The sequence below is a fragment of the Vibrio sp. 378 genome, assembly GCF_033339435.1.
Genome location: NZ_JAWOUO010000009.1, coordinates 85,109 through 99,510, shown reverse-complemented (window position 1 = coordinate 99,510; position 14,402 = coordinate 85,109). Strand labels below are relative to the sequence as shown.

The 14,402-nt window shown below is 45.4% G+C and carries 14 protein-coding genes; 6 read left to right on the top strand and 8 right to left on the bottom strand.

Features of this window, described 5'->3' with window-relative positions:
- Window positions 1-101: 101 nt before the first annotated feature.
- A complete protein-coding gene (rpmA, locus tag R7Q48_RS17110; RefSeq protein ID WP_005383095.1) occupies window positions 102-359 on the bottom strand; it encodes a 50S ribosomal protein L27 in 258 nt (85 codons plus the stop codon).
- A gap of 20 nt (window positions 360-379) precedes the next feature.
- Complete coding sequence (rplU, locus tag R7Q48_RS17105; protein WP_005383096.1) at window positions 380-691, bottom strand: 50S ribosomal protein L21; 312 nt, start codon at window positions 689-691, stop codon at window positions 380-382.
- Between the two features lie 256 nt (window positions 692-947).
- Here rplU and ispB point away from each other — a divergent pair, with 256 nt between their 5' ends.
- The gene (ispB, locus tag R7Q48_RS17100) at window positions 948-1,919 is read left to right on the top strand and encodes an octaprenyl diphosphate synthase (RefSeq protein ID WP_005383097.1); all 972 of its coding nucleotides are present in this window, start codon (window positions 948-950) and stop codon (window positions 1,917-1,919) included.
- A gap of 93 nt (window positions 1,920-2,012) precedes the next feature.
- Here ispB and R7Q48_RS17095 read toward each other — a convergent pair whose 3' ends face one another.
- Window positions 2,013-2,204 carry a hypothetical protein gene (locus R7Q48_RS17095; protein WP_005379661.1) on the bottom strand — a complete coding sequence of 64 codons (192 nt, stop codon included), beginning with the start codon at window positions 2,202-2,204 and terminating at the stop codon, window positions 2,013-2,015.
- A 113-nt stretch (window positions 2,205-2,317) separates the two neighbouring features.
- Window positions 2,318-3,253, bottom strand: coding sequence for a malate dehydrogenase (mdh, locus tag R7Q48_RS17090; protein ID WP_005379660.1), 936 nt, complete (start codon window positions 3,251-3,253; stop codon window positions 2,318-2,320).
- A 359-nt stretch (window positions 3,254-3,612) separates the two neighbouring features.
- On the opposite strand from mdh, the gene argR reads away from it, so the two are divergent.
- The 4 genes from argR to R7Q48_RS17070 all read left to right on the top strand — a co-directional run bounded on the left by argR (window position 3,613) and on the right by R7Q48_RS17070 (window position 8,811).
- On the top strand, window positions 3,613-4,083 hold the full coding sequence (gene argR / locus R7Q48_RS17085; RefSeq protein ID WP_005379659.1) for a transcriptional regulator ArgR: 471 nt from the start codon (window positions 3,613-3,615) through the stop codon (window positions 4,081-4,083).
- Window positions 4,084-4,488: 405 nt separating this feature from the next.
- Window positions 4,489-5,457: a TAXI family TRAP transporter solute-binding subunit gene (locus R7Q48_RS17080; protein ID WP_005379657.1), complete on the top strand. Its 969-nt coding sequence runs from the start codon at window positions 4,489-4,491 to the stop codon at window positions 5,455-5,457.
- A gap of 291 nt (window positions 5,458-5,748) precedes the next feature.
- Entirely contained in the window at window positions 5,749-8,328 is a 2,580-nt protein-coding gene (locus R7Q48_RS17075) for a TRAP transporter permease (protein ID WP_017820274.1), read from the top strand.
- A 45-nt stretch (window positions 8,329-8,373) separates the two neighbouring features.
- The gene (locus R7Q48_RS17070) at window positions 8,374-8,811 is read left to right on the top strand and encodes a universal stress protein (RefSeq protein WP_005379654.1); all 438 of its coding nucleotides are present in this window, start codon (window positions 8,374-8,376) and stop codon (window positions 8,809-8,811) included.
- Window positions 8,812-8,874: 63 nt separating this feature from the next.
- Here R7Q48_RS17070 and R7Q48_RS17065 read toward each other — a convergent pair whose 3' ends face one another.
- Window positions 8,875-9,951 carry an alkene reductase gene (locus tag R7Q48_RS17065; RefSeq protein ID WP_025768366.1) on the bottom strand — a complete coding sequence of 359 codons (1,077 nt, stop codon included), beginning with the start codon at window positions 9,949-9,951 and terminating at the stop codon, window positions 8,875-8,877.
- A 92-nt stretch (window positions 9,952-10,043) separates the two neighbouring features.
- Here R7Q48_RS17065 and R7Q48_RS17060 point away from each other — a divergent pair, with 92 nt between their 5' ends.
- Window positions 10,044-10,991, top strand: coding sequence for a LysR family transcriptional regulator (locus R7Q48_RS17060; protein ID WP_005379650.1), 948 nt, complete (start codon window positions 10,044-10,046; stop codon window positions 10,989-10,991).
- 18 nt (window positions 10,992-11,009) lie between these two features.
- Here R7Q48_RS17060 and thiQ read toward each other — a convergent pair whose 3' ends face one another.
- The 3 genes from thiQ to thiB are packed head-to-tail and all read right to left on the bottom strand — an operon-like array spanning window position 11,010 to window position 14,334.
- Window positions 11,010-11,714: a thiamine ABC transporter ATP-binding protein gene (gene thiQ / locus R7Q48_RS17055; RefSeq protein ID WP_005379648.1), complete on the bottom strand. Its 705-nt coding sequence runs from the start codon at window positions 11,712-11,714 to the stop codon at window positions 11,010-11,012.
- Window positions 11,714-13,300 carry a thiamine/thiamine pyrophosphate ABC transporter permease ThiP gene (gene thiP / locus R7Q48_RS17050; RefSeq protein ID WP_256903147.1) on the bottom strand — a complete coding sequence of 529 codons (1,587 nt, stop codon included), beginning with the start codon at window positions 13,298-13,300 and terminating at the stop codon, window positions 11,714-11,716. The genes thiQ and thiP overlap by 1 nt, the downstream gene beginning before the upstream one ends.
- Window positions 13,301-13,341: 41 nt before the next feature.
- On the bottom strand, window positions 13,342-14,334 hold the full coding sequence (thiB, locus tag R7Q48_RS17045; protein ID WP_130544794.1) for a thiamine ABC transporter substrate binding subunit: 993 nt from the start codon (window positions 14,332-14,334) through the stop codon (window positions 13,342-13,344).
- Between the last annotated feature and the right edge of the window lie 68 nt (window positions 14,335-14,402).

Sequence of the window (14,402 nt, the reverse complement as noted above, 5' to 3'; positions counted from 1 at the left end):
AAACTTCGATATGTCGACTGCCACAAATAAAAAACCCCGCCGATTCGGCAGGGCTTTTGAATTCAGCTTAAAGCTATTAAGTAATTTGGTTAAAAACCTAATTACTCAGCTTCGATGCTTACAAACTTACGGTTCTTAGGACCTTTCACTTCGAACTTCACTTTACCTTCAGTAAGAGCGAATAGAGTGTGGTCTTTACCGATACCTACGTTGTTACCAGCGTGGAACTTAGTACCACGTTGACGAACGATGATGTTACCTGCAAGTACAGATTCACCACCGAAACGCTTAACACCTAGACGTTTGCTTTCTGAATCGCGGCCGTTACGAGTAGAACCACCAGCTTTTTTGTGTGCCATTGTTAAACTCTCCTAATAGATTAAGCGTTGATACCAGTGATCTTCACTTCAGTGAACCACTGACGGTGACCCTGTTGCTTACGAGAGTGCTTACGACGACGGAACTTAACGATTTTAACTTTATCGCCACGACCGTGTTGTACAACTTCAGCAACAATTTTGCCGCCCTCTACAAGAGGAGCACCAACTTTGATGTCTTCGCCGTTAGCAACAAGAAGAACTTTATCAAATTCTACAGTTGCACCAGTTTCAACGTCTAATTTCTCTAAACGAAGAGTTTGACCTTCGCTTACACGGTGTTGTTTACCACCAGATTGGAAAACAGCGTACATATTTTACTCCGCTTTTTCCGCACAGCCTTTCTTGAGGGTGTGCGCTAAACTAATCATCAATAGGGCGCAGATTCTACAGAATAGATGCTCCTATGACAAGCCATATTTTGAAAAAATTGGCGAAAAGCTAATCGCCAAAGAAAAGTGCGGCAATCATGCCCTTTAGTAATGTATTAATCAACGTTTTTTAGTGTATTATTCGACAATTATATAAATCGAATAAGCCTTGCAGGGTCTAACTTCAGCCGGATATACGATGGATTTTAAAACTATCCAAGCGCTTACTGCCGATGACATGGCAAAAGTGAATGAAACAATTCAAGCCCAACTTAATTCTGATGTCTCTTTAATCAACCAGCTCGGTTTTTATATCGTGAGTGGTGGAGGCAAACGTCTAAGACCGCTTTTAGCGATACTGTCAGCCCGTGCACTTGGTTACCAAGGCAATGGTCATACAATGGCAGCTGCGTTTATTGAGTTCATCCATACAGCGACTTTGCTGCATGATGACGTGGTAGATGAATCAGACATGCGCCGTGGTAAAGCCACTGCGAATGCAGCATTTGGCAATGCGGCTAGCGTATTAGTTGGGGACTTTATCTATACACGCTCATTTCAGATGATGACGGAACTAGGATCCATGAAGATCCTTAAACTAATGAGCAATGCCGTAAACGTGATCGCCGAAGGTGAAGTACAGCAGTTGATGAACTGTAACGACCCTGACACGACAGAAGAAAGCTACATGCAAGTCATCTACTCTAAGACTGCGCGCTTATTTGAATCCGCAACTCAAATCGGTGCAATCTTAAATGATGCTCCTGAGCATGTGGAAATCGCAATGCAAAATTACGGTAAGTATCTAGGCACTGCGTTTCAGCTCATTGATGACGTCATGGATTACACTTCTGATGGCGAAGACATGGGTAAAAATGTGGGTGATGACTTGGCCGAAGGCAAGCCAACTTTACCTCTGCTCCATGCTATGCGTAATACCACACCAGAAAACGCCATCATGATTCGTGAAGCGATTGAGAAAGCGAATGGCATGGATCGCTTAGAAGAAATTCTTGCGGTCATGAAAGAAGCAGGCTCTCTGGAATACACAACGCAAAAAGCTCTAGAAGAAGCAGACAAAGCAATCGCAGAACTATCAGTGTTGCCAGAGTCTGAATACAAACAAGCGCTTGTTACTCTGGCTCATGTCGCAGTACAACGCACGAAGTAATCAATAGCTACCCATAACGCAAGACTTATAGCAAAAAGGAAGAGCATGCTCTTCCTTTTTTACGTTTGATACCTAATGACGACGCCGGAGGCGCTAGTAATATCTGTCACTACCGCCATGCAGTTGTGGATCATCTTCTATTTCATCAAAGCTAACGGCGAGCTGCTGTTCAGTCCCTTGTTTGGACAACAATACTGTCTCTGCTTCATGATCGACCACTAATATCGTACCGACGCCTTGTTGGCACTCAACAACCATGCCTTTACGGATTCGACTCGCTTCCATCATCTTCTCCTTCACTACGTGGTTTTATTCGACCATTTTTACGAAGTTGAGAAATCAAGGATCAAAAAAGCCGATCAAAATGATCGGCTTTCTTCTTATATAGGCTTTCTAGATTACTTTGCGAATTCAACACCAATGTTGATGTCGCCATTTAGTGTTTCTAGCATACCGTCTAATGCAGACTTTTCGTAATCGCTGAGTTTGCCGTAGCTTAGTACTTCTTCAACGCCTTCTTTACCCAGTTTCACAGGTTGCGCGAAGTACGTCGCGTGTTCGCCGTCGCCTTCAACGTAAGCGCACTCAACTACGCCTTCTTCACCTTGAAGAGCACGAACCAGAGACAGACCAAAGCGACATGCAGCTTGGCCCATTGATAGTGTTGCACTACCACCACCCGCTTTCGCTTCTACAACTTCAGTACCTGCATTTTGAATACGTTTCGTTAATGCTTCTACTTCTTCAGCTGTAAACTCAACACCTTCCACTTGAGACAGTAGAGGTAAGATCGTTACGCCAGAGTGACCACCAATTACTGGCACGCGAACGTCACCTGGATCTTTGTCTTTTAGCTCAGCAACAAACGTTTCTGAACGGATAACATCCAACGTTGTTACACCAAATAGACGACGCTTATCATAAACACCCGCTTTTTTAAGAACTTCAGCAGCAATTGGCACTGTTGTATTTACAGGGTTTGTGATGATACCAACACAAGCTTTCGGACAAACAACCGCAATCTTCTCCGCTAGCGATTTAACGATACCAGCGTTTACATTAAATAGATCCGCACGATCCATACCTGGCTTACGCGCAACACCAGCAGAAATTAGCACAACATCCGCGCCTTCTAGTGCTGGAGTAGGATCTTCACCAGCGTAACCTTTGATAGAAACTGGCGTAGGGATGTGGCTAAGATCAGCGGCCACACCAGGAGTTACTGGAGCAATATCATATAGGGCTAGATCAGAACCAGCAGGAAGACGGTTCTTAAGTAGAAGGGCCAGGGCTTGACCGATGCCACCAGCGGCACCAATAACGGCTACTTTCATGTAGTTCTCCTTGAGAGTATTTCTCTTATAAACGTATTCGTAGGGTAGTTTGTAACCAACTTAAATAAAGCTATCGGAATCACAACTTGATTACAATCAATTAACGCTAGCTTTGCGACCTCGCGCAACTCGCTGTTACCGTGCTACAAATGGGGCTTGGATTATTCTTTTATTCTGTTGAAATGACAAGGAATTCAAGAAAACAGATACAGCCCTACTTCAGCGCGCTAAAGAATTCTATGTGGTATATAGTTTACAGTGACGCATCTAACATAATCCTGGGACTCTTTGGCACCGCCTGAATATATATGCGAGAATATGCAAAATTGCTGACCCGTAATAAGAGATTTGTAATGACTATGCGCAATTCAGAAAAACAAGACAACTTAGTTCGCGCCTTTAAAGCCCTGTTAAAAGAAGAAAGCTTTGGCTCACAGGGCGAGATTGTTGACGCACTCAAACAGCAAGGGTTCGAGAGTATCAACCAATCTAAAGTCTCACGTATGCTGACTAAATTTGGCGCCGTCCGTACGCGCAATGCAAAAATGGAAATGGTTTACTGTCTTCCTGCTGAGCTAGGTGTCCCAACAGTCAGCAGCTCTCTGCGTGAACTGGTACTAGACATCGATCGTAATGCAGCGTTAGTGGTAATTCACACCGGCCCAGGTGCAGCACAGTTGATTGCTCGCTTGCTTGATTCACTCGGTAAATCCGAAGGTATTCTTGGCGTTGTCGCGGGTGACGATACCATTTTCATTACGCCAACCATGGCAATTACGACTGAGCAACTCTTCAAATCAGTGTGCGAGCTGTTCGAATATACTGGTTAAGTTCTATAAAGCTTCAATCAGCTAACTCATTGTGGGTTATAAAAGAAGTCTCATTTTGTAGCCCATAATTTATGTAAATTTTTTGCTTACTCCGCTCGTTCTTTAACCACCCATTTTGTGATTAACATCACGCAATTGATTTTTTTCATTTCAGTCACTAAACGTTAATTAAGTAATTGTTATAAAAAGAATTAAATCACAAATTGAATCCTATCCCCTGATACAAAATTCAGACTTATCAACTATAACATTTAACAATTGGATAATTTTCTGCCAATTTTTTGTTATGATTCGCTCGCTTTTTCAAACGATTGGATTGAAAAAGGTGCCGTTTCCAAATAGGAAACTCCAGAAGTGATTTATGGTTATTTCCGGGTAAATAATGAATATAAGGAAGGGAAATTCATGGCATTTAACAAACTTCTCAAAGTAGGCGCTATCGCTGCAGCCGTAATGGGCGCAGGCGCAGTTAACGCTCAAGAGTTTATTACCATCGGTACTGGCTCTGTGACAGGTGTTTACTACCCAACTGGTGGTGCTATCTGTAAGTTGGTAAATAAAGGTCGTAAAGACCACAACATCCGTTGTTCAGTAGAATCGACTGGTGGCTCAATTTACAACGTTAACACTATCCGTGCAGGCGAATTAGATTTTGGTATCGTGCAATCGGATTGGCAGTACCACGGCTACAACGGTACGAGCAAGTTTGAAGAACAAGGCCCGTACAAGAAGCTACGCGCAATGTTCTCTCTTCATACAGAACCTTTCAACATCATTGCGCGTGCAGATTCAGGTATTGAAAACGTTGAAGACCTGAAAGGTAAGCGAGTAAACATCGGTAACCCAGGCTCTGGTGACCGTGCAACGATGGGCGTTGTCATGGAAGCGATGGGTTGGACAAACGACAGCTTCAAATTGGCGTCTGAGCTAAAAGGCTCTGAACGCTCTCAGGCACTTTGTGATAACAAAATTGACGCCTTCATTTACATGGTCGGCCACCCGAACGGTTCAATCAAAGAAGCAACCACATCATGTGATGCGAAGCTAGTTTCAGCAACAGGCCCTAAAATCGATAAAATTGTTGCCGACAACCCATACTACGCCTTTAGCTCAGTACCGGCTGGTATGTACCGCGGTACAGACAAAGACGTAAACAGCTTTGGTGTTGCAGCAACAATGGTAACGACCTCTGATGTTTCAGACGATGTCGCTTACAACGTGGCAAAAGCTGTGTTTGAAAACTTTGATACCTTCAAACGTCTACACCCTGCATTCGCAAACTTGAAGAAAGAAGACATGGTGAAAGCTGGTCTTTCTATTCCTCTTCACCCAGGTGCAGAAAAATACTACAAAGAAATGGGTCTAATTAAGTAATTACCTCAGACTCTACATACAGGCAGGAAAGAATATTTTCTGCCTGTTTGAGCATACAGGTTGTAGCACGTTCTAACTGTATGCTTCATTCGCCAGTTTTCTTCTGAAAACTGCGAGCTCATACCCAAGAAAACTTAAACGCCGCCTAACAGAGTATCCAACAATCAACACTTTGAGTTCAGGCAGCAAAATACTCGAAAGCAAACTTCGCTCCATTCACTACACTGATAGAGGCGAAGTGTGGTTCTCGATAAAAATCAGACAGGACCATCAATAATAAGGAAAAAGTACATGGCGACGAATCAAGCTCCGTCACAAGATGTGCAAGAAATGGTGGCTCAGGCAGACACAGGTGCACGTAGCCCTTCGGGAATGCAAGGACGAATCCTTTGGTTTGTTCCTCTGTGTTGGTCACTATTTCAATTATGGTACGCATCCCCGTTACCATTTATTTTCAATTTTGGCGTACTGAACGACACGGAAGCGCGATCTATCCACCTTACTTTCGCGATCTTTTTGGCTTTCACTGCTTATCCAGCGATGAAGAATTCTCCTCGCGATCATATCCCTCTTGTTGATTGGATACTCGCGTTGGCAGGCAGCTTTTCAGCAGCCTATATATACCTTTTTTATACTGAGCTAGCAGGACGCTCAGGCGCACCGACAACAGTAGATATCGTTGTTGCTGTTATCGGTATGCTCCTCCTTTTAGAAGCAACACGCCGAGCACTTGGTCCACCATTAATGGTCGTGGCTGCTGTTTTCCTTACTTACACCTTTGCAGGCCCTTACATGCCTGACGTTATCGCGCACAAAGGGGCAAGCTTGAACAAGGCCATGTCTCACTTGTGGCTAACAACTGAAGGCGTATTTGGAGTTGCGCTAGGTGTTTCTACCTCTTTTGTCTTCTTGTTTGTATTGTTTGGAGCAATGCTGGAACGCGCTGGTGCTGGTGCTTACTTCATTAAAGTTGCCTTCTCGTTGCTTGGCCATATGAAAGGTGGCCCAGCTAAAGCGGCCGTTGTTGCATCAGGTTTATCTGGTCTGGTTTCTGGTTCTTCAATCGCAAACGTAGTAACAACTGGCACCTTTACCATTCCACTGATGAAGCGTGTTGGCTTTCCCGGCACAAAAGCGGGTGCGGTAGAGGTAGCGGCTTCAACCAATGGTCAGTTAACACCGCCAATCATGGGTGCTGCAGCATTTTTGATGGTGGAATACGTCGGTATCTCCTACGTTGAGGTGATTAAAGCTGCCCTACTTCCAGCGCTAATCTCTTATATTGCTTTAATTTACATTGTTCACCTTGAAGCATGTAAAGCAGGCATGACAGGCCTTCCTCGTCGCCACAATCCAACACTAGTACAAAGTCTGCTGTCCTTTACTGGCACAATCTTAGGATTGTGTGTGATCAGCGCATTGGTTTACTACGGAGTGGGTTGGACAAAGGACGTCTTTGGTGATGCCGCGACACCAATTGTTACCGTCGCACTATTAATCGCGTACGTTGGGTTGGTGAAAGTCTCAGCAAATCACGTGCAAGATGGCGCAATTGAGATTGATGCAGAATTAACAGAAGTACCTGATCCTGGCCCAACCGTTAAGTCAGGCTTGCACTACCTACTCCCTATCGTCGTATTGGTTTGGTGTTTGACTGTCGAACGTTTCTCACCTGGTCTTTCGGCATTCTGGGCAACGGTGTTCATGATTTTCATTTTGCTTACTCAACGTCCGTTGATTGCACTGCTGTCAAAGCAAGGTGATATGCTTCAGCAAACCAAAGATGGCTTTGTCGATCTTGCCGAGAGCTTAGTTTCTGGTGCGCGTAATATGATTGGTATCGGCGTTGCAACCGCGGCAGCGGGCACCGTTGTTGGTGTTGTTACACTAACGGGTATCGGCCTAGTGATGACCGACTTCGTCGAGTTTATCTCTGGTGGCAGTATCATTCTTATGCTGCTGTTTACCGCCATCATTAGCTTGGTTCTGGGGATGGGTCTGCCAACAACGGCGAACTACATCGTGGTCTCTACGCTAATGGCGCCGGTTATTGTTACGCTCGGCGCGGCGCATGGCTTGATTATTCCGTTGATAGCGGTGCACTTGTTCGTTTTCTACTTTGGTATTTTGGCCGACGATACCCCACCTGTAGGTCTTGCAGCTTTTGCAGCAGCCGCAATTGCGAAATCAGATCCAATTCGTACCGGTATCCAAGGTTTTACTTACGATATTCGAACCGCTATTTTGCCGTTCATGTTTGTGTTCAATACCCAGTTATTGTTAATGGGGATCGACTCTTGGTGGCATTTGGCACTCACGGTCATCTCATCGATCATTGCAATGCTGATTTTCTCTGCGGCAACTCAAGGGTGGTGGTTCACGCGTAACAAGTGGTGGGAAACAGTCCTATTATTAGTACTGACGTTTTCGTTTTTCCGTCCAGGTTTTTGGTGGGACATGCTGTACCCAGCGAAAGTTCTTTCTCCTGGCGTTGAGGTAGCTCAAATCACGGAAACACTAAATGTAGGAGAATCATTGGAGTTACGTGTTGCCGGTGAAAACCTTGAGGGCGACTACATTGAGAAAACGGTTCGTCTTCCATTCGAAGACAGTGCGACAACTGCAGACGCACGTATTTCATCTATGGGTCTGATGCTGACCGAAAGTGACAACAAAATGATTGTCGATATGGTTGAATTTGGTAGTCCAGCAGAGTCCGCAGGTATCGACTTTGATTGGGAAATCAAGTGGGTTATCCAGGATGCAGACCGTCCGATGAAAGAGTGGGTGTTTGTACCATGCTTAATGATTTTGCTGGTGCTTGCAATGAACCAAAAACGTCGTGCTCGTAAGGAACAATTGAGCGCATAACCGATTTGGCCCCGAGGATAAAGGGGCCTTAATGAGAGACATTGAATGTACAAACAAATTCTTGTTCCGGTTGATCTAAATGACCAAGGCTTTTCAGACCGAGCGGTTGAACTAGCGGTTTGGCAGGCAAAGCAAGCAAATGCTCAAATCCATCTTCTGACTGTACTACCTGGTATTCACATGTCGATGGTTGCCACATACTTTCCGAAAGATGCTGCGGCCAAAATGAAGCAAGACGTGAAGCAGCAACTAAAAACTTTCGCTAATGAGCATATTGCTGAAGATGTGGTTTACCAAGTGCATGTTGCTGAAGGCAAGGCCTACGCGACCATTCTTGATTATGCAGAACGTTTAGGCGCTGATCTCATCATTATGCCAAGCCACAAGCGCTCTAAAATCAATAAAGTAATGCTTGGCTCTGTCGCGAGTAAGGTTGTGGAATATTCTCCAATCAATGTGATGGTCGTAAAACCGCAAGGCTAAGTAAATACAGAAACGAAAAAGGACGCTAACATTAGCGTCCTTTTTATATGAAACAAGTAAGGGTTATGCCATCACTGGGTAATCGGTATAACCTTCTGCTCCACCCAAATAAAAGTGTTCTGGTTTCGCCTCATTAAGAGGTGCATTTTTCTTAAATCGCTCAACTAAATCTGGGTTTGCGATAAAGGGAACGCCAAATGCGACCACATCAACTTTGTTTTCTGCAATTGCTGTTGCCGCTTCTTGTGCACTGTAGCCCACGTTCGCCATTAAGTGACCTTGATAGTTTTCGCGTGCTGGCTTGAGAACATCTGCTTTTTGTACGCCTTTCAGATCCGCACGCATCACGTGCCAATAAGCAAGATCGAAAGAATTAAGTTGCTCTGCTAAGTAACGCACCAAACCAACTGGATCACTGTCTTTCATGTCATTAAATCCATTTAGCGGAGATGTACGCAGACCGACTCTTCCGGGTCCCCACACCTCAACGACTTCTTTCACTATCTCAAGTAAAAATCGAGCACGATTTTCAACCGAGCCACCGTATTCATCGGTACGTAAATTTGAGCCGTCACGAAGGAAGTTATCAATAAGATAACCATTGGCGCCATGTATCTCGACCCCATCAAAGCCGGCTTTCTTGGCGTTTTCTGCACCTTGTTTAAACGCCGCAACAATGGAAGCTATCTCATCCACTTCGAGTGCTCGTGGTACCGTATATGCTTGCTTACCCGAAGGGGTATGGACTAATTCATCACGAATGGCCAATGCGCTCGCCGCTACAGGTGTTTTTCCTTCATTCAGATCAGGATGACAAGCTCGCCCCGCATGCCAAATTTGCAGTACAATCTTACCGCCTCTCTCATGAACCGCATCCGTTACCTTTTTCCAAGCTGCGATTTGCTCTTCGTTGTAAATGCCCGGCTCTGCCATGAAAGCAGACGTACCTTCCATCACCATGGTGCATTCAGCAATGATAAGTCCGGCACTCGCACGTTGAGCGTAGTATTCAACCATAAGGTCATTAGGAATATGGTCTGCGCCAGCACGAGCTCGCGTTAAAGGCGCCATAATGGCACGGTTATCTAATGCTAATTGACCGAGTTCGATAGGAGAAAATAAGTCTACAGAGTTGGACATGGTGTTTACCTCAAATGACAATAACTTGATGGCTAAGGATGAGGTGCCAGACTATAATCAGATTAATATTGAAACAATATGGATAATTGAAAGTGATTGTTCGCAATTTAGAAACAATTGACTTTAGAACGCTTTCTATCTTTGTCACAAGCTGTCGACTACTGAGCTTAACCAAGTGCGCGCTGGAGTTAAACCTACCAAAATCTACTGTTAGTAAAGCCATAACCAAACTCGAACAACACTTTGAAGCCAAACTGCTAGAGCGCACAACCCGAAAGTTAGTGATCACCGAAGCTGGCCAAATGGTTTTAGAGCGTGCTGCAAGCTTAGTTGAGGAATTCCACTCAATTGGCCATGACGTACAGGAGATGGAACAACAGATCCAAGGCCGGCTGCGTATTTCCGCGCCACCAGCGTTGGATGCGTATATGGCGGAACACATCTTTTTGCCATTTTTAAAACAATGGCCAAAAGTACAAATTGCGTTAGAAGCATCGAACGATTTTGTTGATCTGTTTTCACACGGCTTTGATATGGCAATTCGAGTCGGTCAGATAGTTGATGATCGATTGATCGCAAAAAAATTAGGCTATACCACTCGAGTCCTGGCTGCTAGCCCTGAGTATTTAGCTGAGTTCGGCGTACCTGAAACGCCAGAAGATCTGACAAAACACAACTGTTTGAGGTATCAATATGTTTCAGAAATAGGGCCTTGGACGCTGATCTCACACGATAATACCGTCAATGTTTCAATAACCAGTAACTTCTCAAGTACAACTGTAGAAGCAATATTGAAAGGCGCACTTAAAGGACTAGGCATCGCTAACTTACCTGTGCAGAACATGACGCAAGAGCTAGAAAGTGGCACCTTAGTCAGAGTGTTACCGCAATGGCACACGGTACCAATGCCTATTTATCTAGTCTATCGTCCTGGAGCAAACCGCCCACGGCGCGTACAAGCAATGATTGACCATATCATGAGCTTAAGATCTCAATTTGAATTTGGCCCTAGGCATGGTTTGTGTTGCGGAGAAGCATGACCTAGCAACTATCAGGCACTAGCATGCGGCTCGGATAAATGCCGCAAGCTTCTCACTAGCATGCTGTTCACTCAATGCAGACATATCACCCGCGGCTTCCACTTTACCATCCGCCACAAACACAAAGTGGCTGGCAATCGCTTTGGCATCGCTTAAATGGTGCGTGACCATCAATACGGTTATTCCCCGCTCTGCTGCCAGTTTTTTTACCAAGCTCAGCATCTCTTCACGCAACACCGGATCAAGCGCCGAGAACGGCTCATCCAATAGCCACATGGGATGAGGCTGAACAAAACAACGCGCTAAGGCAACACGTTGACGCTGGCCACCAGAAAGATGCTCTGGCAAACGGTCGAGGTACTCTGCAACACCAACTTGCTGCGCGGCTTGTTCAATCTGACGATTTTGGTCCACCGTGAGCTTTAGCCCCGGGTGTAAGCCCAAACCGATGTTGTCACGCACCGATAAATGAGCAAACAAATTGTGCTCTTGGAACAACATAGAGAACGGACGCAGATAAGGCTCTTTACGCACAATGGACTCACCATCAACACAAATATCACCACGGTCAGGATGGATGAATCCTGCCACCAACGCCAGCAAGGTTGACTTCCCTGCCCCACTTGGTCCCATCAGCGACACAATCTGTCCTTGCTCAATCGTTAAGTCAAAACGAAACAGTTCACGTTGGTAGGTGTACTGCACATCATCCAACACTAACATTACGCTCTCTCCTTCGTTTTCAATACTTTCTCAATCAAGGCAAAACAGCCCACACTCAACAACAATAGGGTCACCGATACCACCGCAGCTGCGTCCATCTGATAACTGCCAAGCAACTGGAACAAATACAGAGGTAAGGTACGAAACTCTTGTCCACCAAACAGTGCTATGGCACTTAAATCCCCTATTGCAAACATAAAGCTGATCGCAAACGCATGTGCAAACGGCTTGCGTAGCGCCTGCCACTCCACCACTTTAAACCGTTGCCAGCCACGCATGCCTAAGCTGGCACATACATACTGATACTGTTGTTCAATGTGCAGCATTGGCTGCGCTAGCGTTTTGATCACGTAAGGCAAAGCCATCAAACCGTTCACCCAAATCACGACAAAAAATGCCAAGCTAAAAACATCGGTAAATGCGCGCAGTAGTAAGAATAAACCGGTGCTAATCACCAGACCTGGAGTCACCAAAATAATGGTGCCGATTAACTCTATCTGATCGGCTCGCGTGTTTTTGTACTGCAACCGCCAACGGCGACTGGTCAATAGTATGGACACCCCTGCAGCGACCGCAAGCGCGCTAGCGACACAGGCGACTTTGAGGGAGTTCAATAGCGCAGACCAAAAACGCTCATCGGTTAATACTGTCCAAACTTGTTGGTTGATACCACTCAGTAACACCATCAATAACGGCGGTATTACCAGTAAAAAGACACCTATGATCCAAAAGCTATCCCAAGCTTTTGACCACCCATGATCCTTCGTTAAATATTGCTGTACTGATGTGCTTCCAGCACTGATAGAAACAGGCCTTGTTAACTTCTGCACTCCAATAGCAAGCAGTCCACATAACAGCATCTGCCACAGCGCCAATAACGCCCCAGCTTGTAAATCAAAATCAAACTTAATCGCTTGGTAAATGGCCAATTCAATGGTGGTGGATTTTGGCCCGCCCCCCAACGCCATTACAGTGGCAAAACTGGTAAAGCACAACATAAACACCAACCCACAAACGTGGGGAAGCTGCTGCCTTAAACGCGGCCATTCTACCCAGCGAAACTTATCCCAATGGCTCATCCCAAGATGCGCGCAAAGCTTATGCTGCTCGGCAGGAATAGACTCCAAGGCTTGCAGAAGCAATCGTGCCGCGTAAGGTAAATTAAAGAACACATGGGCGAGTAAAATGCCGTTCAAACCGTAAATAGAGAATGGCAGTTTAGTGTCGAAACTTTGCAACCACTGCGCCAACAAACCACTGTTGCCATAAATCGCTAACAGCCCAAAAACACCAACCAAAACCGGCAAAACCAGTGTCGATGCAAACAGCTTAAGCAGTAATGATTTACCAATAAATTGGCGACGCGAAAGTGCGTGCGCTACTGGAATGGCAAAGCCAACACTGAGCAATGTGGAAAGAAACGCTTGGTAGAAACTGAACTTGGTGACATGTTGATAGTACGGGTCGCCCCATACCACAGACACATCAAGTGAAGGGGCTTGAACAATCAAAGCACCTAGGGCAGAAATAACAAAGGTCGCGATGATCATCGCGACCCCTAAACCTATTTTTGGAACAGAATTCAAAGGTAAAACCTATCTCATTCAGATGAGGATGGAAACGTCAGCTAAAACGTCAATGCGCTTTGCCATTCGCGAATCCAAGACTTACGCATTTTTGCCACTTCATCAGCACTAAAGCTCAACGACTTGCTTGGAACACTCAAAGTTTCAAAACCTTTAGGTAACTCAACGTCAGTGACTGGGTACATCCAGTTACCCGTTGGCATCGCCGATTGGAACTCATCACTTAAAATGAAACTCATAAATTGATCAGCAAGTTCTGAATTTTTTGCCCCTTTCACTTTGGCGGCTACTTCAACTTGCATGTAGTGGCCTTCAGCAAAATTCGCCGTAGCAAACTTCGAATCGTTTTCCGCAATTAAGTGGTACGCAGGTGAAGTGGTGTAAGAAAGCACTAAATCGGACTCACCATTGAGGAACATAGAATACGCCTCAGACCAACCTTTCGTGACCGTTACGGTTTTGCTCGCTAGCTTCTGCCACGCTTGCGTCACATCGTCGCCATAAATAGATTTCATCCATAGCATTAAGCCTTGGCCCGGCGTTGAAGTCCGCGGATCTTGGTAAATCACTTTCAGATCGTCGCGCGTTTCCACCAGCTCTTTCATGCTTTTCGGCGGATTAGCGAGTTTCTCTTTGTTGTACACAAACGCGAAGTAGCCGTAATCGTACGGTACAAACGTCGTGTCACTCCAACCGTTTGGTAACACTGTGTTAGCCGTATCCACATTGTGCTCGGCAAGCAGACCGGTTTTCTTCGCTTCTGCCATCAGATTGTTATCCAAACCTAATACGATGTCCGCTTTGCTATTACCGCCTTCAAGACGAAGACGATTCAGAATCGACACGCCATCGTCCAACGCTACGAAGTTAACGTCACAGCCACATTTTGCTTCAAAAGCTTGCTCGATTTTAGGACCCGGCCCCCAATCTGCGGCAAAAGAGTCGTAGGTATAGATGGTTAATGTGTTTTCAGCGGCAAACGCTGAAGTAGAGGTGATTGCAGCTAAGGCAATCAGATTTAGAGTGGGTTTCACTGCTCGCTCTCCATGAGTATTTCAGAGAAATAAGTTGAGCGGCACAGGGTTTGAGGCGGCTATTAAGG

What these genes read in the sequence shown, in the direction of transcription:
- rpmA (WP_005383095.1), bottom strand. Translation starts at nt 359, where the DNA reads ATGGCACACAAAAAAGCTGGTGGTTCTACTCGTAACGGCCGCGATTCA.
- rplU (WP_005383096.1), bottom strand. Translation starts at nt 691, where the DNA reads ATGTACGCTGTTTTCCAATCTGGTGGTAAACAACACCGTGTAAGCGAA.
- ispB (WP_005383097.1), top strand. Translation starts at nt 948, where the DNA reads ATGGATTTTAAAACTATCCAAGCGCTTACTGCCGATGACATGGCAAAA.
- R7Q48_RS17095 (WP_005379661.1), bottom strand. Translation starts at nt 2,204, where the DNA reads ATGGAAGCGAGTCGAATCCGTAAAGGCATGGTTGTTGAGTGCCAACAA.
- mdh (WP_005379660.1), bottom strand. Translation starts at nt 3,253, where the DNA reads ATGAAAGTAGCCGTTATTGGTGCCGCTGGTGGCATCGGTCAAGCCCTG.
- argR (WP_005379659.1), top strand. Translation starts at nt 3,613, where the DNA reads ATGCGCAATTCAGAAAAACAAGACAACTTAGTTCGCGCCTTTAAAGCC.
- R7Q48_RS17080 (WP_005379657.1), top strand. Translation starts at nt 4,489, where the DNA reads ATGGCATTTAACAAACTTCTCAAAGTAGGCGCTATCGCTGCAGCCGTA.
- R7Q48_RS17075 (WP_017820274.1), top strand. Translation starts at nt 5,749, where the DNA reads ATGGCGACGAATCAAGCTCCGTCACAAGATGTGCAAGAAATGGTGGCT.
- R7Q48_RS17070 (WP_005379654.1), top strand. Translation starts at nt 8,374, where the DNA reads ATGTACAAACAAATTCTTGTTCCGGTTGATCTAAATGACCAAGGCTTT.
- R7Q48_RS17065 (WP_025768366.1), bottom strand. Translation starts at nt 9,951, where the DNA reads ATGTCCAACTCTGTAGACTTATTTTCTCCTATCGAACTCGGTCAATTA.
- thiQ (WP_005379648.1), bottom strand. Translation starts at nt 11,714, where the DNA reads ATGTTAGTGTTGGATGATGTGCAGTACACCTACCAACGTGAACTGTTT.